The 20,644-nt window shown below is 37.8% G+C and carries 14 protein-coding genes; 4 read left to right on the top strand and 10 right to left on the bottom strand.

Annotated features, from left to right (window positions below):
- Positions 1-7: 7 nt before the first annotated feature.
- On the bottom strand, positions 8-1,000 hold the full coding sequence (gene pdhA / locus LK994_RS12240; RefSeq protein ID WP_229760373.1) for a pyruvate dehydrogenase (acetyl-transferring) E1 component subunit alpha: 993 nt from the start codon (positions 998-1,000) through the stop codon (positions 8-10).
- 167 nt (positions 1,001-1,167) lie between these two features.
- Between pdhA and recF the strand changes: the two genes are divergently transcribed.
- Both recF and LK994_RS12230 read left to right on the top strand, forming a co-directional pair.
- Entirely contained in the window at positions 1,168-2,238 is a 1,071-nt protein-coding gene (recF, locus tag LK994_RS12235; RefSeq protein WP_229760372.1) for a DNA replication/repair protein RecF, read from the top strand.
- A 36-nt stretch (positions 2,239-2,274) separates the two neighbouring features.
- Positions 2,275-2,556, top strand: a complete 282-nt coding sequence (locus LK994_RS12230) for a DUF721 domain-containing protein (protein ID WP_229760371.1) — start codon at positions 2,275-2,277, stop codon at positions 2,554-2,556.
- Here LK994_RS12230 and LK994_RS12225 read toward each other — a convergent pair whose 3' ends face one another.
- Genes LK994_RS12225 through LK994_RS12210 form a run of 4 tightly spaced genes read right to left on the bottom strand, consistent with a single transcriptional unit; the run spans position 2,557 to position 5,708 of the window.
- Positions 2,557-2,925 carry a ribosomal maturation YjgA family protein gene (locus tag LK994_RS12225; protein ID WP_229760370.1) on the bottom strand — a complete coding sequence of 123 codons (369 nt, stop codon included), beginning with the start codon at positions 2,923-2,925 and terminating at the stop codon, positions 2,557-2,559. It abuts the gene before it with no gap.
- A 14-nt stretch (positions 2,926-2,939) separates the two neighbouring features.
- Entirely contained in the window at positions 2,940-3,983 is a 1,044-nt protein-coding gene (locus LK994_RS12220; RefSeq protein ID WP_229760369.1) for an ABC transporter permease, read from the bottom strand.
- Positions 3,984-4,009: 26 nt separating this feature from the next.
- Positions 4,010-5,134 carry a BT_3928 family protein gene (locus LK994_RS12215; RefSeq protein ID WP_229760368.1) on the bottom strand — a complete coding sequence of 375 codons (1,125 nt, stop codon included), beginning with the start codon at positions 5,132-5,134 and terminating at the stop codon, positions 4,010-4,012.
- Between the two features lie 31 nt (positions 5,135-5,165).
- The gene (locus LK994_RS12210; RefSeq protein ID WP_229760367.1) at positions 5,166-5,708 is read right to left on the bottom strand and encodes a DUF1599 domain-containing protein; all 543 of its coding nucleotides are present in this window, start codon (positions 5,706-5,708) and stop codon (positions 5,166-5,168) included.
- Between the two features lie 94 nt (positions 5,709-5,802).
- On the opposite strand from LK994_RS12210, the gene folP reads away from it, so the two are divergent.
- Positions 5,803-6,570: a dihydropteroate synthase gene (gene folP / locus LK994_RS12205; RefSeq protein WP_229760366.1), complete on the top strand. Its 768-nt coding sequence runs from the start codon at positions 5,803-5,805 to the stop codon at positions 6,568-6,570.
- Between the two features lie 48 nt (positions 6,571-6,618).
- Here the strand turns inward: folP and LK994_RS12200 are convergent, their stop codons facing one another.
- Positions 6,619-7,629, bottom strand: coding sequence for an FKBP-type peptidyl-prolyl cis-trans isomerase (locus tag LK994_RS12200; protein WP_229760365.1), 1,011 nt, complete (start codon positions 7,627-7,629; stop codon positions 6,619-6,621).
- Between the two features lie 10 nt (positions 7,630-7,639).
- Entirely contained in the window at positions 7,640-8,659 is a 1,020-nt protein-coding gene (locus LK994_RS12195; RefSeq protein ID WP_229760364.1) for a DHH family phosphoesterase, read from the bottom strand.
- A 141-nt stretch (positions 8,660-8,800) separates the two neighbouring features.
- Here LK994_RS12195 and LK994_RS12190 point away from each other — a divergent pair, with 141 nt between their 5' ends.
- Positions 8,801-9,217 carry a nucleoside-diphosphate kinase gene (locus LK994_RS12190; protein WP_229760363.1) on the top strand — a complete coding sequence of 139 codons (417 nt, stop codon included), beginning with the start codon at positions 8,801-8,803 and terminating at the stop codon, positions 9,215-9,217.
- A gap of 45 nt (positions 9,218-9,262) precedes the next feature.
- On the opposite strand, the gene LK994_RS12185 is transcribed toward LK994_RS12190, so the two are convergent.
- The 3 genes from LK994_RS12185 to LK994_RS12175 form a co-directional block, all read right to left on the bottom strand.
- Positions 9,263-9,826, bottom strand: coding sequence for a DUF6804 family protein (locus LK994_RS12185; protein WP_229760362.1), 564 nt, complete (start codon positions 9,824-9,826; stop codon positions 9,263-9,265).
- Between the two features lie 159 nt (positions 9,827-9,985).
- Positions 9,986-11,593, bottom strand: a complete 1,608-nt coding sequence (locus tag LK994_RS12180; RefSeq protein WP_229760361.1) for a right-handed parallel beta-helix repeat-containing protein — start codon at positions 11,591-11,593, stop codon at positions 9,986-9,988.
- A 234-nt stretch (positions 11,594-11,827) separates the two neighbouring features.
- Positions 11,828-20,461: a hypothetical protein gene (locus tag LK994_RS12175; RefSeq protein ID WP_229760360.1), complete on the bottom strand. Its 8,634-nt coding sequence runs from the start codon at positions 20,459-20,461 to the stop codon at positions 11,828-11,830.
- Positions 20,462-20,644: the final 183 nt, after the last annotated feature.

Raw genomic sequence — 20,644 nt, 5'->3', positions numbered from 1 at the left:
TTTTATATTAATCCATTATATATGGATAATCTTCCTGAACATACACATCTTTCAGTAATTCATCGTCAGATGGCCATGGACTTTCCTCAGCAAAATCAACGCTTTCCTGAACCTGTGCTTTTACTCTGTCAACAATTACTTCAATTTCCGCATCAGTTACTTTGTATTCATCCTGTAATACTTTCAATACGTGTTCGATCGGATCTTTTTCTTTGTACTCTTCCAATTCTTCTTTAGTACGGTATTTTTGAGGGTCACTCATGCTATGCCCTTTGTAACGATATGTTTTGATCTCCAATAAAGTTGGTCCGCCCTTTTCTCTTGCTCTGTTCACTGCTCTTAAAACACCATTGTGTACATCTTCAGGACTCATCCCGTCGATACTGTCACTAGGCATATCATATGCATCACCTAATTTATAAATATCCAATACATTACTTGTACGTGCAACAGAAGTACCCATTGCATAATGGTTGTTTTCGCATATAAATACCACAGGCAGTTTCCATAACATCGCCATGTTGAATGTTTCATGTAACATACCTTGTCTTGAAGCTCCATCACCGAAAAAACAAAGAGCCACATTGTTTGTACCTCTGTATTTTTCAGCAAAAGCTAAACCGGCACCAGTACCAATCTGAGCTCCCACTATACCATGACCTCCAAAAAATCCAACATCCACACCAAAAAAGTGCATACTGCCACCTTTTCCTTTACTACAACCTGTTGCCTTACCATACAATTCGGCCATGCCTGCTTTAGGGGTAACACCTTTTGCAATTGCTAAGGCATGACATCTGTAAGCAGTGATAAATTTATCTTCAGGATTAGTTGCTGTCATACAACCAGCAGCTACAGCCTCTTGCCCTATGTATAAGTGACAAAAGCCTCTGATTTTTTGCATTCCGTACAATTGCCCTACTTTTTCTTCAAAGCGACGCAATAAAAGCATTAATTCGTACCAATATAGGTAGGTTTCTTTAGAAAATTTTGTTGCCAAGAGGTTAATTTTTTAGACCGCAAAGATAGGGGTTTTTGGATTTCAGTTTATAGTTTTTAGTTGTGAGATTTTTTTGGGGACAAAGGGTGATTATTTTTCAATTTTCGTGTTATTTCGGCTCAACCTGTTTCCTTATTTAGTTCATACAATCAGTATCTTGCACGCTCATGTTGCAACTCAGCAAAATAACCATTACACAATTTAAAAATTACGATTTTTCCTCTTTTGACTTTACCGAAAGAGTAATAGGTATATGTGGGTTAAATGGTAAGGGTAAAACAAATTTGTTAGATGCCGTTTATTACCTGTGTTTTACTAAAAGCTATTTTTCCAAAACAGAAAATCTCAATACGCAGTTCAATGCAGATGGCTTTAGATTGGAGGGGAAACTGAATGCGTATAAGATTGTGTCTGTTTACAAAGGAGTTGGGAAAAAAGAGTTTTCACTGAATGATGTCCCTTATTCAAAATATTCAGAACATATTGGAAAGTTCCCTGCGGTGATGATCGCTCCGGATGATATTGAATTGATAACAGGCGGTAGTGAAGAACGCCGTCGATTTGTTGACACAGTATTAAGTCAGATGGATGCCAATTATTTGCAACAGTTGATCGTGTACACTAAAGTTTTACAACAACGTAATAGTTTACTGAAGCGTTTTGCGGAACAGGGCAAAACTGATTGGGCTTTGCTGGAAGTGCTGGATGAACAATTGATAGACCCCGGGCAATATATTTATGCCAAACGCAGTGAATTTACAGCTGAGTTGATCCCGTTGGTACAAAAATTCTATAATCAAATTGCCAATAACAATGAGTTGGTAACATTGGTATATGAGAGTCAGCTGAATGGAAGTTCATTTGAATCTGTATTAAAACAATTCAGAGAAAAAGATTGTGTCTTGCAACGTAGCAATGGAGGTATTCATAAAGATGATATTTCTATTCAGTTAAACGGACAGGTATTTAAAAACATTGCATCGCAGGGGCAACGCAAAAGTTTATTGTTTGCATTGAAGCTGGCAGAGTTTGAATTATTAAAGCAAAGCAAAGGCTTTGCTCCTCTCCTTTTATTAGATGACGTGTTTGAAAAATTGGATGATGATCGGATGCAGAATTTATTGCATTGGGTCTGTAATAAAAATGAAGGCCAGGTATTTATCACTGATACTCACCGAGATAGATTGGAAGCTGCTTTTACTCAGTTGAAAACACCTTTTCAGATAATTGAGCTATAACTCATAATTCATAACTTATATTCATAATTTTACTACATGGGAGAATATTCAATGCAGGATGCCATGAAAGAGTTTTTAAAAAAGAGTCGCCTGAAAGGCGGCATTCAGGCATTGCAGATAGAAGATGTATGGGAACAGATCATGGGAAAGACCATTGCTAAATACACGGAGAAAATTCAGATCATCAATCAAACCTTATTTGTAAGTACTTCAGTAGCCCCTCTTAAAAATGAGTTGTTATACCAAAAAGAAAAGATCATAGAAAGAGTGAATGAGGCGTTGGGTGATAAAGTGATCAAAGAAGTGGTGATAAAATGATCATTTAATTACCAGGCATATTATACATCCAATCAAATACGCCAATATATCTTTCCAATCAAAAGTAGAACCAAGCGCAATCGATAAAATTGTATTGTTTTCTACTCCCAATAGTTTTACAAAATTAAATGCCTGCAATATCTCTATCGTGCAGGCAAAAAGAAAAACTCCCAATGCAATCTTTTTAGTATTCCCATTAAGAAAAATTCTGCAGAAGCAATAGATCATTATCACAACCAGCACATCGCCAACAAATGCTCTTACCAATGCATCAAAAAAGTATTTTGCAATGGCTACTTCGATAAGGAACAGACCAATAAAAGCAACCAGGAAGATTCCATTAAAATTTAACCTGATTTTTTGATTCATTTCAATAAAAAATATTAATTACGTACTCTGGGATCAACTACTCCGTATAATATATCTGCCAATATATTTATGAAAATAAAAATACAGGCACTGATCAAAACAGATCCCATAACAACCGGGTAATCTAATTTTTCTAATGCGTCTACAGTTATCTTCCCTATCCCCCTCCACCCAAAAATATATTCCACAAAAAAAGCACCTGCCAGTAACTCAGCAAACCAACCCGTGATAGCTGTAATAACAGGGTTTAACGCATTGCGTAATGCATGTTTAAAAATAACAGCCTGTTTACTTAAACCTTTTGCATAAGCTGTTCTGATATAATCCTGGTTCATTACATCAAGCATAGCACTTCGTGTAAGCTGCGTAATGATTGCTAACGGACGAATGCCTAATGTAAATGCAGGAAGGATCAAATTTTTAAGGGTAAGGTATTTTTCTCCAGTTACTTCATCAATATCAAACCAACTACCTGTTAAGTTCAATCCGGTATAAGGATGCAAGATCACACCAAACAAATATGCGATCACAATGGCCATAAAAAAAGAAGGAGCCGATATGCCGGCAATACTGGCAAATACCGCAGAAGTGTCCAGCCATGTTCCTTTTTTAACGGCAGCTAATACGCCTAACAAAATGCCGATAAATGAAGCGAATAACATTGCTGCTGTTGCCAGCAACAAAGTACCCGGTAATGCTTCAACTAAAACAGTTCCAACATTTTTTTTTGTTTGATAACTTTTGCGGAGATATGGAATTTTTAATCCGACTTTAGTATTGTCTCCAATAAATATTCCTTTCAATTCTTTTTTAGCAATATCTTCTTTTGTGTGAAAACATATCGGGGAAACATCATTCAGGTATAAAACAAATTGTTTCCATTTTGGTTGATCGAGATATAGGTCTTTACGGATATTATCCATTGTTTTTTTATCGCCTGTTTGTCCCAGTATCAATCTTTCCGGATCTCCCAGGCCCTGAAACATAATAAATACCAATACCACTACTCCCAGCAGCACCAATAATGAATAGAATGATTTTTTTAAAAGATGCCTCAAGTTATTGTGTTATGAGTGATCTGTTATCAATGTTTAATTGCTTTGTCTATATCGGCCCAACTGTATTTATGCTGAACTACGGCGCTTTTCATTACAAAGACTGTCGGGGTTGCTCTTGCAGCAGTTTTTATTGCAGTAGCATCACAACTATACACAGGCACTTCATATTTATTTTGTTCATTGAAGAAAGCATTTGCTCTTTTAGTGTCTGCCGTTATAATATAAATTGGTTTGTTGGAAGCTTTTGCATTTTCCCATAGATTGGTAAAACCTGTTGTCCATTTAGTGGTTGGTTCGTCGAAATTTTTTATAAAGAATAAATAATATTCTCCGGGTTGTCCTAACACAGCTTCAGTTACATCAGTACCTGAAGAATCTGTCAAAGAAAAATCATTGATCAGCGGAATATTGTTTTTCCCTTTCTCTACCAATGTTTGTTTTCTGTCTACAAACTCCCAGGTGCTATCCGGTAATTTATCAGCAGTAAAATCTTTTTGTTCAGCCCCTTTTTTATAAACAAATACATAGTCGTATTTATCCGGGATTGCACCGTCGGGCATTTTACGCAATTTTAAAATATCATTGCCAACCTTGTATGGAAGGCAATCTTTTATGGGTAAATGTTTTGTGACATACATCTGCAGCCATAATACACCTATAGTAGCAATCAATACCGTTGCAAATGGAATGATATTATCAACTATCGGTGTGATCAATTTTTGTTTAATTATAAGGAATAATGCAAGTACTAATAAGATGATATCTTTTGTGAACGTTTGAACAGGTGTAAGTGGAATGCAATCTCCGAAACAGCCACAGGCCCTTATCTTACCACTAAATAAAACATAGCTGGTTAAAAATGTGAAGAATATGATCAGTAATAATAACAAACTCAATGTCCACTTTTTTCTCCATCCCACTAATAAGGCAACACCCAATACTACTTCCAACGTAATCATTACAATTGAAAATAAATAGCTGTGTCCATGAAACCAATGCATCATTGACGGTAAGTATTTATCAGCGGCCCATGCTTCAAAAAACTCCTGCATCTTGTAGCTTAGTCCTAAAGGGTCAATAGCTTTTACCAGCCCGGAAAAAATAAATAATGCGCCTACTAATATTCTTGCAATGTTTACTGCGATCTTCATGGTGTCAATTTTAAAAAGTTGAATAGTTCGATCAGTGTTTTCCTTCTTCAATTAATATCAATGCAAAGGCAGCGTAATTAATGATGTCATAATAATTTGCATCAATACCTTCACTTATGATCGTTTTTCCATCATTCACTAATATCTGTTTAATCCGCAGCAATTTTGCTAAGATCAGGTCGGCAAAACTTTCCTGGCTCATTTCTCTCCATGCTTCTCCGTAATCATGATTTTTGTCGAGCATCAGCTTTTTTGCTATGCCTACTTTTTCGCTGTACATTTTGTCTACAAGTTCCACCGGCAATTCGTCCGTCTCATCTTTTTGCAGGTCAAGCTGAATTAAACCGATGATCGCATAATTTAAAATACCTTTGAATTCACTCAGAATATCATCTCCGATCTTTTGTTCCCCCTTCTCTTGTATTGTTCTGATGCGTTTTGCCTTGATATAGATCTGATCGACAATTGAAATGGTTCTGTATACCCTCCAGGAGGTTCCGTAATCTTTTGTCTTCTTTATAAATATATCCTGACAAGCACTAATTGCTTTATCGTATTGCTGGTTAGTATTCATTGTATATTTTTGCTAAGGTCAAATTTAATTGATTAAGCTGATGTACACACTTAACTGCAAAGGAAAATTACTAACGTTTAACAAACCAATAGTAATGGGTATCATAAACGCTACCCCTGACTCATTTTATAGAGGGAACCTTCATGACGATATATTAGCATTAGCATCAAAAATGATCAATGAGGGAGCAACGATGCTGGATATTGGCGGACAAAGCACAAGGCCCGGTAGTGAACGGATTACTGCAGAAGAAGAATTGGAAAGAGTGTTGCCGGTTATCAAAAAAATTCATCAGCAATTTCCTGAAACAGTCATATCAATTGATACTTATTACAGCAGTGTAGCCGAAGCAGCAGTTTTGAATGGGGCTTCCATTGTGAATGATGTGAGTGCCGGCAATATGGATGCCGCAATGCTGAGTACCGTTGCTGCATTGAAAGTGCCTTACATATGCATGCATATGCAAGGCACACCTGATACTATGCAACAAAGTACACGATACGAAAACCTTGTTGACGATGTGTTGAACTTTTTTATTCGTAAAATAGAAGAATGCAAAACTGCAGGGATCAATGATGTTATTATTGATCCTGGTTTTGGTTTTGGAAAAACTATTGAACAGAATTTAGCACTTTTAAAAAGCATGCATGTATTGAGTGTGTTTGATAAACCAATACTGGCAGGACTGTCGAGAAAGAGTACTATTTACAAGACATTGGGAATAACTGCGGATGAGGCATTGAACGGTACTACAGCGTTGAATACAATTGCCTTATTGAACGGAGCTGCTATTTTACGTGTGCATGATGTGAAAGAAGCCATAGAAGTAACTACATTGTTTGACGCCTACCAACAGGCATAAAAAAAGCATCCCGTTACCGGAATGCTTTTCTATCTTTTTTAAAGAATATTATTTCTTCTGAGAATTTTTTACAGAGTCCATCATTTTCTTTTGTTGATCTTCATATTTCTTTCTTACTGCCTCAGCTTCTGCTTTTGCCTGAGCTGCTGAAATAACATCAACCACTTCAATATCAAATATCAGGTTTTCATTTGGCTTGATATCTTTTCCTGCGCCACGAGAACCATAGGCCAATGCTGATGGCACATAGAACCTGGCTTTAGCTCCTTTTTTCAACAAGGATAAACCATCTGTCCAGCCCTTGATAACACTTCCAGGCATACCTGCAATTGCATTCATAGTAACTTTAATTGGTTCAAGGTGTTGAAATGCAGGATCAGTATTTGAGTCAAAAACTTTTCCGCCTTCTAATGTTTTACCGGTATAATTTACTTTAACAACTTTGCCTGTATCAATAGCATCACCTGTGCCCGGAGCAAGGATCTCTACATATGTACCTTGAGGTGCTTTTGTTGCAGTGATCTTGTTTTTGGTTAAATACTCAGCCACAATTTTATCATCAATTACTAATTGTGCAATAGCTTTAATTGAATCTTTCTGACGAGCTATTTCGTATTGAGCCTGAGCTGCACTATCAGCTTGTTGCTTGGTAGTAAATAAGTTTACAATTTTGTAATGAGAGATAATGAATTGTCCTTTTTTCAAAAAGGCCGGTGCATTACCCATTTTAATAATGCTGTCTGTAGATTGTTTGATGATTACACTATCTCCTTTTCTTATTTGAGAAAATATTTTATAGTAGGCAGGAGGTATTGCCAGAGAATCCATCTGAGCAATTTGGTTACCAAAATTTCTTGAATCTGCTAAAACAGTATCGGTATTACCTGCTTTATAGGTTTGATCGAATTGGATCTCAAAGAAGTTGCCATTTTGTACTTTTTCTCCTTTACCATCTGAAATGATCTTGTACATCAACCCTTCAGAACTTTTTTTGAACGATTCTTTGCAACCAAACAACATAAAGGTAATTGCTGCTGCTCCGTAAATAATTTTCTTCATTTTTATTTTTTTAAAATTGGTAATTGCTTAATTGATTTTTGTTTTCGATCATAGCTGTTTTAAATTTAGCTACAACAGCATCTAATGGTTCAGAGCTTTGTCCACCTGCGGCATTTATATGTCCGCCTCCATTAAAATATTTTCTGGCAAAAAGGTTTACATCAAATTCTCCCTTACTTCTGAAAGAACATTTTCGTTCATCTCCCCTATCTATAATGATAGCAGCTAATCTAATCCCCTGGATACTTAACGGATAGTTTACCAAACCTTCGGTATCGCCGGTCTTAATATTATATTTTATCAAGTCGCTTTGTGGAACAGCAATTAAAGCTGTATTATATTCATAAAATATTTCCATTCGGTGCAACAGCACATTCCCGATGAACTTGAATTTATTCTCTAAAAAGTTATCAAATAATTCTTCATGAACCTTGCTGTGTTGTAATCCTTTGTCTTTTAATACAGCAACCATTCTGTGAACATTTGCACTGGTAGAAGGGAAACGGAAAGACCCTGTGTCTGTCATTACACCTGCATATAAACATTCTGCCACCTGCTCATTTATTTTATCCTCATTACCTGAGTTTACAATAAAATCATACACCATTTCGCAGGTAGAACTTTTAGAAGTATTACTATCACCATAAGTAAATTTGTCTACTTGTGGTTCCTGATGATGATCTATTAAAATTCTTACAGCGTTACTGTTGGTCAGTTTTTCCTCCATTCTTTTTGTTCTGATCAACGTATTGAAGTCAAGACAAAAGATCCAATCGGCATTATCTATAGCAGCGTTAGCCTTGTCTGTTTGAGCCTCATAATCCAATACAAGTTTACTATCCGGCATCCAGTTTAAAAAACTGGCCCAGTTGGTTGGAGAGATAACAGTTACAGTATGTCCGAATTGTTTAAGAAAATGATACAACCCCAAAGAAGACCCCATGGCATCACCATCCGGTTTCTGATGTGTTGTAATTACCACATTTCTGGGCTGCGACAGTAAAGGGAATATTTGGTCGATTGATAGCATAAAGCGGCGGCAAAAGTAGGCTAAAGTTTTGATTTATGATTTATAGTTATGTTTAAAACTGTGGTATTATCAACTTTTTAACTCAAAATACCCTGCTTAGAAGTTCAAACTTATTATCTTTGCGGCTCAAAAAAATGATATATGAGTAACAGAACATTTACAATGATCAAGCCTGATGCGACAGAAAAAGGACATACAGGGGCTATTTTAGCGAAAATCAATGAAGCAGGATTCAGAATAGCTGCGATGAAAATGATACATCTTAGCAAGGAAAAAGCCGGAGAATTTTATGCGATACATAAAGAAAGACCATTTTATGGCGAATTAGTTGATTTTATGAGTCGTGGACCAATTACTGCAGCCATTTTGGAAAAAGATAATGCGGTGGAAGATTTTCGTAAATTTATCGGAGCTACCAACCCTGCTCAGGCAGAAGAAGGAACTATCCGTAAAATGTTTGCAGCATCAATAGGTGAAAATGCTATTCACGGAAGTGATAGTGATGCTAATGCAATAATTGAAGGAGATTTTTTCTTCAGTAAACTAGAACAATATTAAGCTGATTGATACGGAGAAGGTTGCCCAGGTAACCTTCTCTTTTTATTAATCATTGAAAACCATCCCATATTTAGACGCCCTCTTCACTTTATTTTTGTCTTCCGGAGCCAATTTATAGTACCAGCTGCCTATAGTACCTATATTACTTTTTTTAAGGTATTCTTTTAAATTCATAATGATTGATGGATCTATTTCATACACTACCGAAGCATCGGCAACCCTATACATTTTTGTTTTCTTGTCCATTCTTAATGCTCTTAATATGGCCTTGCCTTTAGGCATTATACGATATCTGTAATAATAATCTGTAAATATCCATAGCATTATTACTGCTATAAAAACCCATTCTATCAGGTCAAATCCATTACCATTAAATTCAGTACTATAAAAAGGATTAAATATAATTGCGCCCAAAAGTGCAATCAGGAATGAAAAATATTTATTATCACGTCCGGCAGTAATGATAAGTAAAGTAAATATAATAAATGAGGCCATTCGTTGTTTAGGGTAAAAAGTATAACCTACACCTTCTGTTAGCGCTATCTTAAAAAGGATAATTTGTACTACCTTAAGTATTACACTAATTCTAAAGGCAAAGTCTTTGAACATAATAACCGGTTATTTAAAAACATAGATTAAGTAATCGTATCACTAAATTACAATAAATTGGTTAATATGTTTCTGCTATAAAAAAAACCGCCATTTTCAGGCGGTTTAAAGGATATTATATTATAGTTTTTCTGGTGGATGTTAGTGACAGTGTTTGTATTAATTCACAACGGTAAGATCTCCCTGAACTACCAGTGTCTTTCCCGCCATAACAGTTAATGTGGCACCCGGAGCTACTTTGTAGAAAATATTCAATATACATTGCCCTCCCGGAGAAGGATCAATAATTATTTGACTGCCAGATGTTACGGTAGCGGGCGGCATATTGCTGTTCAACCAATTGGCAGCTACATTCCAATTACCATTGCCGTTAAACGTATAGGTTGACGAAACAACTGCAGGAACTGTTTCAAATACACCGATATCTAATGCACTTCCATTATAAGGAATCCCATTTGCTGCATCATGATAGAAAATTGATGATAAAGATGTTCCGGCATCAATATAAGAAGACGCAGGCGATGTTTGCAAATGCATGTATTGATTAGTAAAAGAAGGCAAACTGCCATCAAGGTTCCGCATTGCGGTGGCTCCGGCCGAATCTAATGAAATGAAATTTGTACTGGTAGTGCTTTTTACAAATCTATTGCCGCTACTGTCTACAGGAGTGCTCGTTGGTGTTGTTCCCGCAGTTCTGATAGCTACCCCTTTTGATCCAAGCGATAAATTGTTTTTTAATACCAAAACGGCTCCAGAAGCATAAGTCACACCAGTACTTTTAAATCCATAATCAACATCTCCATTGCTGTGCGCTGAGCAATTATATACATAAATTGAACCGGCGTTATTATTTTGGTCAAATCCTTTTGCTTTATTTCTAAAGGATAAACATTTTGTCAATACAAAATTATGAGCTTCATCTTTCAGGTCACTTCCACCAGTTTTAAATCCATTGCCATTTTCCGATGTAGTAGTTGATCCATCTAACCAGTAATATCCATTGTGAAATGCCCAGCAATCTTCTACAATAGTGGTTATCCCGTCAGGATAAGTGGAAGTAGATTTAAGATAACCATCCCAGCCATCGTCAGAATTCATCCATGCTCTGCAGCCTCTGAATATCACACTATCCCCTATATCTAATTTTGGAGCGAAGCCGTCGGCATTTCCTCCGAGGGTTGTAGTGCCGGCACCCAGATCGGCATTTTCATAAGAATCGCAGTTGAGGATCAAACAGCGATTTGTTCCTGAGCGTATTTGTAAACCTGTATCACGGTTACGGGTAAATGAACAAAATTCAATTTTTGTATGATGTACTCCATTTTGAAGTAACATTCCATTATCTCCTGCACCTTTTATTATAATGCCGTAAATATCCCAATACCCTACTGCCACTGAAGATGTGCCCATTTTAATTCCGATATTGCCACTTGCTACCGGCATTGCAGAAAAATCAAAAACAGGACGGGAGTTTGCATTTACCATATCGGGTGGGTAAACAGACAAAACGATATGCTTAGCGGCTGTACCTGTTTTAGTTATAGATACTGTAGCTGAAGTTGGATAAGTCCCTGATCTTACGAAAATTGTATCCCCTGCAACAATTGCCTTAGAAATAGCTTTTGCCAACGTTAAGTATGGAGCCGCTAAAGTTCCGGCATTAGCATCATTACCGGTGGTAGAAACATAATAAGTTGTTGAATAGGCATTTTTACAAAGAGCAAATTGTATCAATGCTAATAACAGTAAGTAAATTTTAAACTTCATAATTCGGCAAACAATTTATTATAGCTAAGATTATTTAGCATTTAAAAACGTTGCCAAATTACTACCAAAATGATGCCCAATAAAGATTTTAACGAAACTATTTACGCAAACGATGCCATCGTTTTTAACAAATCATTAAATGATCAAACTGGTTTTTTAAACCATTTTGTTAATATATAAACATAAAAAAACCGTTATATAAATAACGGTTTTTTTTATATCTCAGCGAGAAAATTATCTCACAAGAATTTTTTGAACTACTTTTTCATTTGCCGGAGTATTTATTTCCAGGTTATAAACACCTTTTGACAAGTTTGTGTTTAGTAAGAATGATTCGTTCCAGCTAGCACCACTACCGGCAACAGTTTTGCTGTCGATCATTTGTCCGGTTAGATTGTATAATCTTATTTTATATACACCAGCTATTTGATTATTGAACTGCAGGCTTATAATATTATTCTCAATCGGATTAGTTAATACCGTAATTGAGTTTTCTTTATTGCCAAGTGTTACTTTTACTATCTGGCTATATGTTGTTGCACCAGCCTGATCTTCTATACGTATTCTGTAATAGTTATTGCCATTAACTGGAGATAGATCAAACCAATTATATACACCTGCATTGTTAGCATTTACAGTTGTTGTATTTACTTTATTAAAATGAACTCCGTCTGCAGATCTTTCAATCTGATATGACTTAACATTTGTTTCATTTTCTACCTTCCATTCTACTGCTATATTTTCGTTTTGTTGTGACGCTTTAACAGAACTGAATTTGACAGGAAGCGGAACGATAGGTCTGAATAATATTCTGAACCTGGATGTATCGCTGGAAGCTGCATCTGCAGTGGTAGAAAAATTATACAGCGTGGTGGCATTAGCCGTTAATTTAGTAGTAGTTTGTAAATACTTATCTTCTAAAAATGCCTCTGTGGTTAAATCTGTAAGTGTAGAAATAAATTCCAATTGATGACCGGCAGTGTTTATTCTGTTTAGACTTAAGAAAATTGTATCCTGTGTTTTTCTTCTTTCAATAGATAACATAGTGCCCGGCTTAACAATGCCTACACGTTCTCTGCTGGTGAAAGTTGAAATTTTTACCGCATCCTGGATATCTACTATATCTCTATAGCTATCACTATATAACACAGATACACCATCCATTATTGATTTAGTGCCATCGCCATTATCCAGGTACATATTTACGGCCATTTTAGGAATTGGCGTTGCTAGTGGTCTTGCAATCGGACGACTGGCAATACCTACTGTACTGCTGCTTCCTACTTTATCTGATTCGTGAATTACCAACGTACCTGCTGATGGAGAGTTGATCACAAAAGCTGCTCCGGATTCAATTAAACCTGTATCTGAGAAAGAGCTTACCGGTGTAGGTGTAATAGAGTATGTACCATTTCCATTACTTGAGAAGGTGATCCATTGCCCTACATTGTATGCTCCCGGAGATTTGGGATCCCACAAATAATATGTTAATCCTAAACCTGCAGGTGTATTTGGTGCTACACCATTGTATAACATGTTATTGAAATTAATAGCAGATGCATATGGGTTACCAATTACCTGAACACCAGCTACAATAGATTTAGTAGTATCACCAATGATTATCCTTCCTTTTGGTTCCAACGTTGTTTTATCAGGTGTTGCAAACTGATTGCTTATGGTTACACCTCTATGTCCTCTTACAAATACCATGTATCCTTCATGAGCACTGATATTGGTTGCATTGGTATTGGTTGGTGCAACCCATGCCGGAGATAGTCCCGGACTCATATAGTACATTGATGGACTAGCTGTATTACCCAGATCAAATCCGTTAGCAACAGCAGCACCGGTATTACCATTTGTAATGGTAGTACCAAAGCCGGGCTGAGGATCTACAGGTGTAGATAATGTTGTATTCTTAGCACCTTCCTGCCATGCTCTGCTGATAGTAATATCATTGGTAGATGATGAACTTACAGGAGCTGTCAATAATCTCCATCTACGAGCATCTGACCAAGGGTTTATTGGTAAGAAACGTTGGATGATAAATTTACCGGTATCGCTATAATTTACTGATACATTGCTGATATTGCCAATAGGCGCCACACGTGCAGTTTTGCTCACATTAGAAACAATGGTCACATCACCCACTCCGCAATTGAATGCTCCTTTTACAAAACCGATCTCATTTTCAACTGTAATATTAGAGGAAAGACGAAGACTATCTGATGTATTTGTTTTACTCATGTAAATGTCATAAAACGTTTCACCTCCTCTAGCTCCGTTGATATCTCTTACCGATGATGCAGGAGCAGTGATAATTGATTTACTTGCTCCAACAAAACTTACAGACTTATTATTATGATTAAAAGCCGGGCCTGAATTACGTGTCCAGTTACCTGCAACCAACGTATTTGCGCTTAATGTTTTTGTACCTGAACCAGACAAGGTTAAATTACCATAAGGTTGAGATGAGTTAAGCGTAACGATCGATTGATTTCCTCCGGCAAATTCGATAGTGCTTGAACTACCAATTACATGAGTTGAATAATTAGCTGGAATTGTATTTGTACCACCAATTTTCAATGTTCCTCCATTGGCAACTGTTAGTGTACCACCTGCAGTCGCTCTGTCGATGGTGTAAGCATCAATATCGAGTGTACCGGCAGCGATGGTCAGGTCTGAATTTGTTGTTATATTGGTAGTTAAAGATTTTGCCCCGGCACCTGAAATAACAAGGTTATTATAAGAAGTAGCAGCAACAACTGTTTGAGCACTTGCAGCGGCATATTCAACTGTACCATCCCATGTTTTACCTGTTGGAATAGGTGTTGCACTGGTTGCTGTTGGAACAGCTGTTTTAATAGTACCGTTATTTGCAATGGTAGATAAAGTACCGGATAAAATTGCTGTCGATCCCATATCTAAAGTACCGCCTGCTGTTGTTGTCAAGGTGCCGTTTACAACTAAATTACCACCAGCTGTATTTGATCCGCTTGTATTATCTAATAAAAGATGATTATATGTTGCTGCGTTGACTGTTTGCCCTCCTGCAGTTTTTGTATACTCTACTGTGTTACCTGTACCGTTAGTAAGTGAACCGAAAGAAGCGATACTTGTAGCCGCAATTTGTAATACATGTGCTGCATTTGAAGCACTCATGTCAATAGTACCACTGCTCACCAAAGTATTAGTACCTGTTCCGGAAAGCGTTAGTGTTTGTGCGGTTGCAGGGTAAGCAAGAACTGTGGATGCAGCAATGGTCAATGTGCCACTTACTGTATTGCTACCACTCAATGTTTTTACATTACCACCTCCTCCACTGATGCCTAAACTGCTATAGTTAACACTCTTGATTGTTTGTGAACCTGCAGCAGTATAGTTAACCGTATTGGTATTGGTAGATGCATCTAAACCAGTGATACCGGACGTACCACCAATATTTAACGTACTGCTTGCTCCTTGTACCAAAGTACCAGCCCCTGAAAGAGCTGTAGTAACAGTAAGTATGTTATTGTTAGTTAAAGAACCACCGCTTGTAGTAGTTAATGTACCATTTACAGTGATATTACCACCTGTTGTGTTTGAACCACTGGTATTATCCAATAACAGGTTATTGTATGTTAATGAATTGATCGTTTGTCCACCTGCCGTTTTTGTATACTCTACCGTACTACCGGTACCGTTAGTAAGCGAACCAAATGAAGCAATACTTGTAGCTGCAATTTGTAAAACATGCGCTGCATTAGAAGCACTCATGTCAATAGTGCCACTGCTTACCAAAGTATTAGTCCCTGTTCCGGAAAGCGTTAATGTTTGTGCGGATGCAGGGAAGGCTAGTGTTGCTCCTGAACCTATCGTTAAAACTGAATTTATCGTATTATCGGCAGTTAATGATTTTACACTTGCGCCTGTAATTGTGAGATTGTTATACGAAGTAGCTGCTACTACTGTTTGTGCTGTTGCAGCTGAATACTCAACTGTTCCATTCCAGGTTTTACCTGTTGGAATAGGTGTTGCACTGGTTGCTGTTGGAACAGCTGTTTTAATAGTACCGTTATTTGCAATGGTAGATAAAGTACCGGATAAAATTGCTGTCGATCCCATATCTAAAGTACCGCCTGCTGTTGTAGTCAAGGTGCCGTTTACAACTAAATTACCACCAGCTGTATTTGATCCGCTGGTATTATCTAATAAGAGATGATTGTAAGTTGCAGCACTAACTGTTTGTCCACCAGCTGTTACGGTGTATTCAACTGTGTTACCTGTACCGTTAGTAAGTGAACCGAAAGAAGCAATGCTGCTTGCTGCGATTTTAAGTATATGAGCCGCATTAGAAGCACTCATATCAATTGTACCACTGTTCACTAAAGTATTAGTTCCTGTTCCGGAAAGTGTTAGTGTTTGTGGGGTTGCAGGGTAAGCAAGAACTGTGGATGCAGCAATGGTCAATGTACCACTTACTGTATTGCTGCCATTTAGTGTTTTAATATTACCACCACCTCCACTGATGCCTAAACTGCTATAGTTAACACTCTTGATTGTTTGTGAACCTGCAGCAGTATAGTTAACCGTATTGGTATTGGTAGATGCATCTAAACCAGTGATACCGGATGTGCCACCAATATTTAACGTACTGCTTGCTCCTTGTACTAAAGTTCCTGCCCCTGAAAGAGCTGTAGTAACAGTAAGTATGTTATTGTTAGTTAAAGAACCACCGCTTGTAGTAGTTAATGTACCATTTACAGTGATATTACCACCTGTTGTGTTTGAACCACTGGTATTATCCAATAACAGGTTATAGTATGTTAATGAATTGATCGTTTGTCCACCTGCAGTTTTTGTATACTCTACCGTGTTACCTGTACCGTTAGTAAGTGAACCGAAAGAAGCGATACTGGTTGCCGCTATTTTAAGGACATGCGCTGCATTAGAAGCACTCATGTCAATAGTACCACTGCTCACCAAAGTATTAGTACCTGTTCCGGAAAGCGTTAGTGTTTGTGCGGTTGCAGGGTAAGCAAGAACTGTGGATGCAGCAATGGTCAATGTGCCACTTACTGTATTGCTACCACTCAATGTTTTTACATTACCACCTCCTCCACTGATGCCTAAACTGCTATAGTTAACACTCTTGATTGTTTGTGAACCTGCAGCAGTATAGTTAACCGTATTGGTATTGGTAGATGCATCTAAACCAGTGATACCGGACGTACCACCAATATTTAACGTACTGCTTGCTCCTTGTACCAAAGTACCAGCCCCTGAAAGAGCTGTAGTAACAGTAAGTATGTTATTGTTAGTTAAAGAACCACCGCTTGTAGTAGTTAATGTACCATTTACAGTGATATTACCACCAGTTGTGTTTGAACCACTGGTATTATCTAATAACAGGTTATTAAATGTAACAGGACTTATCGTTTGCCCACCTGTAGTTTTTGTATACTCGACCGTGTTACCTGTACCGTTAGTAAGCGAACCGAAAGAAGCGATGCTTGTAGCTGCAATTTGTAAAACATGCGCTGCATTAGAAGCACTCATGTCAATAGTGCCACTGCTTACCAAAGTATTAGTCCCTGTTCCGGAAAGCGTTAGTATTTGTGCTGTTGCAGGGTAAGCAAGGATTGTAGATGCAGCAATGGTCAATGTGCCACTAACGGTATTGCTGCCATTCAATGTTTTCACATTATTTCCGCCACCACTAATGCCTAAATTACTATAGTTTGTAGAATATACTGTTTGCGAACCTGCGGCTGTATAATTAACTGTGTTGGTGTTAGTAGATGCATTCAACGTTGTAATAGTCGATGTCCCACCAATATTTAAGGTGCTACCGGTAGCCTGTAACAAAATTCCATTACCTGAAAGATCTGTACTTACGGTCAATGTGTTATTATTCGTTAATGTCTTTCCGGCTGTATTCACTGATACATTTGCAATAGTAAAATTTCCTGTTAAAGCCTGGTCATTAGTTATAAATCTATGTACACCCGAGCCGGCAGTAAAACTTCCTGTATTAGTTATTCCTCCTCTAAAAGTAAATGTGGTAGCTGTTGTAACATTCCAGGTTCCACTTACATTTACTAATCCAGTTATATCAATTGTTCCTATTCCTGTAGTTTTTTGGAATGTACCATCTACAGTAAATGTATTGCCAAAAGTATACGCACTACCTGTTCCTGGTTCAAATGTTGTACCGCTGCCGATTGAAACTGTTCCGGTAACATCAACTGTTCCGGCTGTACCGTTTGGTAATGTTAAAGAACTTGTGCCTGTCAATGAAAGATTTCCGGTAATAGCCATTAATGCAGTAGCTCCGGTACCCGTACAGGTAGCTGCAGCTGAGCCTGAAAGACTAAAGTTTCCGGCCACTGTTAATGTATTGGAAGAGAATGCGAGTGTCTTGGTTCCACTGGTACTTAAGATCAGGTGACCATATGTTAGTATTGCAATAGTTTGACTGGTTCCATAATAATTAACAGTACTGGTTGCATTTAATGTTTTGGTAGTAAAATTGCTTGGAAAAGAATTAGTTCCTCCGATCTTCAGAGTAGTTCCGGCTGCAAGTGTTAGTGTACCACCTCCGGCAGTACGGTTTGCTGTAAAAGTTGCCAGATCCAATATACCCGATGTAACATTTAGATCACCAGCAATTGATGTATTTACCCCTAAGGTTGTAGAAGTAGCACTGCTAATCGTAAGATTGTTGAATGTAGTTGTTGAACCAAGAATATTTTGTGTCGTACCGTTAAATGTTACGGTTCCGCTTCCCTGAGTAAAGGTTCCGGAATTTGACCAATCTCTTCCGAGATTTATCGCATAGTTACTTCCCGAAACAGTTAAGGTGGTACCTGTACCAATTGATACATCATTATTAACAGTAACAGCACCCAGCAATGTTTTTGTTCCACTTCCGCCACTTGTTACCAAAGAGCCATAATTTGTAGAATTAATTGGAGTAGCTGCAATAGATTGATTGCCAGCTCCTGAATAATCAACAGTGAGATTTGTTAGTGTTTTGGTAGTAATAGTATATTGGCTGGTTAATGCTGTAGCAGATATAAGGTTGACTTTAATTGTACCTGCCCCTGTTAAAGTACCTGCTCCGCTAAATATATGCGCTGTATTACCGGGAGTCAGTGTGCCATCAACGGTCAAAGTTCCTCCTACGCTAAAACTAACTCCACTGGTGGTGGTGAAGCCAGAGTTTATTTTAAGATTGTTAAATGTAGTTACTATGGTTGCAGGCAAGGTGTTATTAGCTGTTAATTGAACTGTGCCAGTTCCCATTGTCCAGTCAAAAGCTGCACCCGTAGCTAATGTCCCGATTGATATTGAACCTGTATTCAATTGCCCTCCTGCCGTCATCACTACTCCACTATTTGAACCATTTGTTTGTTTATTCAAACGAATAGCACCAGCAGTTAATGTAGCATCACTGGTAAAAGTAATGATACCAGCTCTGTTATTATTTGCACTATTAGTACCAACATCTACAGTACCCGTTACCGTAAGTGATGGAGTTGTTCCGGAAAAATTTAATCTGGCAAGCCCGCCTGCTGCCGGAGCAACGGCTAATGACGCACAAGCGGCATTCGTAACATTTACTGTTACTGTATGTGCACCAAGGATAGTAACATTATCGGCTGAAATAGGAACAACCCCGCCGGTCCAGGTTCCTGTTGCATTCCAGTTCCCTGTAGCCGCACTGGTTATATTTGCTCCAATAGCAATTGAAATAACAAAATTAGTACTGCCATTTGCATTGGTTGCAGTAACAGTATAATTTGTTGCATTTTGTGAGGCTCCCGTTGGAGTTCCACTTATTGTTCCTGTAGATGTATTTAAGCTTAATCCGGTAGGTAAAGAAGGGCTTACACTATAACTAGTTACATAACCCGTTACAGTTGGATCTAATGCAGTGATGGCTACATTCTTAGTAAATACATTAGGTGTAGTATAACTTAACGCACTAGGAGGATTGGGGTCAGGTAGTATCTCTCCAGACGATGAAATGATTGCTCCATAAGTGTTAGCACCATCAAAAAATTGAATTTGACTTAATTGAGTAGAGGTCAAACCTGAGCTGCTTGTTCCTACATAAATTCTTCCTCCCGTAGCAACGCCTGTTGTATAATTTCCAGTCCAACCATTAATGGTTAGTGTTGTAGCTGCTGTCCATGCAACTGCATCACTGGCGGAAAATGTAAGAGTGTGGCTACCAGTTCCTAAACTAAGCGTCGAAGTGGCGTTTAAATCCAATGTACCTACTGTTTCTGTATATCCCACTGATGTTCCGGTACTAAAGGTACCTGCGTTTAAGATCACTTGTGTAGATGGTAGTACATTGCTGGCACCTAAAGCTAATATTCCGGCAGTAATGGTGGTAGTACCTGAGTAAGTGTTGGCTCCTGAGAGTATCAATGTACCTGTCCCGGTTTTCGTATAAGTGGTTGTCCCGGCAAGTATACAAGATATAGTTGCTGTCCCCGTAACTGCAATACTGCTATTAGCACTTGGTGTAAGTGTAAAATTTCCCCCGATAGAACTACCGTCTGCCATCGTTTGTATTACCCTACAAGCAGAATTTGCGGTTAAAACTGGGTAACGTGCCAAACCTGTGGGAATGATAATATTATCCGTTCCTGTTACCGGAACCAAATTGGTAGACCAGTTTGCTGCTGTAGACCAGTTGGTACTTGATGAACCATCCCAGGTATTATTAGTACCACCCGCTTTCGATTTTGTCGACAACAAAACCAGCAAAAATGTCAACAGAAGAATAACTAATCTGGGAGTTTTAGAAAAATATATAAGCCAACTTGGTATTGAAGGCTTTTTCAATAGAGATAGGGTAAAAATATTCATAATATTCTATTTCAAAATAATAAAATACTACAGGCTTTCAACTTGTAGATTAGGTTTAATTTATTTGTGGCACTGTCAGCGATATGTTATGTGTAAATCGGATATAATCCGGACATCTTACATATTTCTAGCAAGTGATAATACGGCAATAAATGGTTGTTGATTATTCAGAGGAATGGAAGA

Origin of the sequence: Ferruginibacter lapsinanis (assembly GCF_020783315.1) — a bacterium.
Taxonomy (GTDB): domain Bacteria; phylum Bacteroidota; class Bacteroidia; order Chitinophagales; family Chitinophagaceae; genus Ferruginibacter; species Ferruginibacter lapsinanis.
This window is presented reverse-complemented; position numbering and strand designations above follow the sequence as displayed.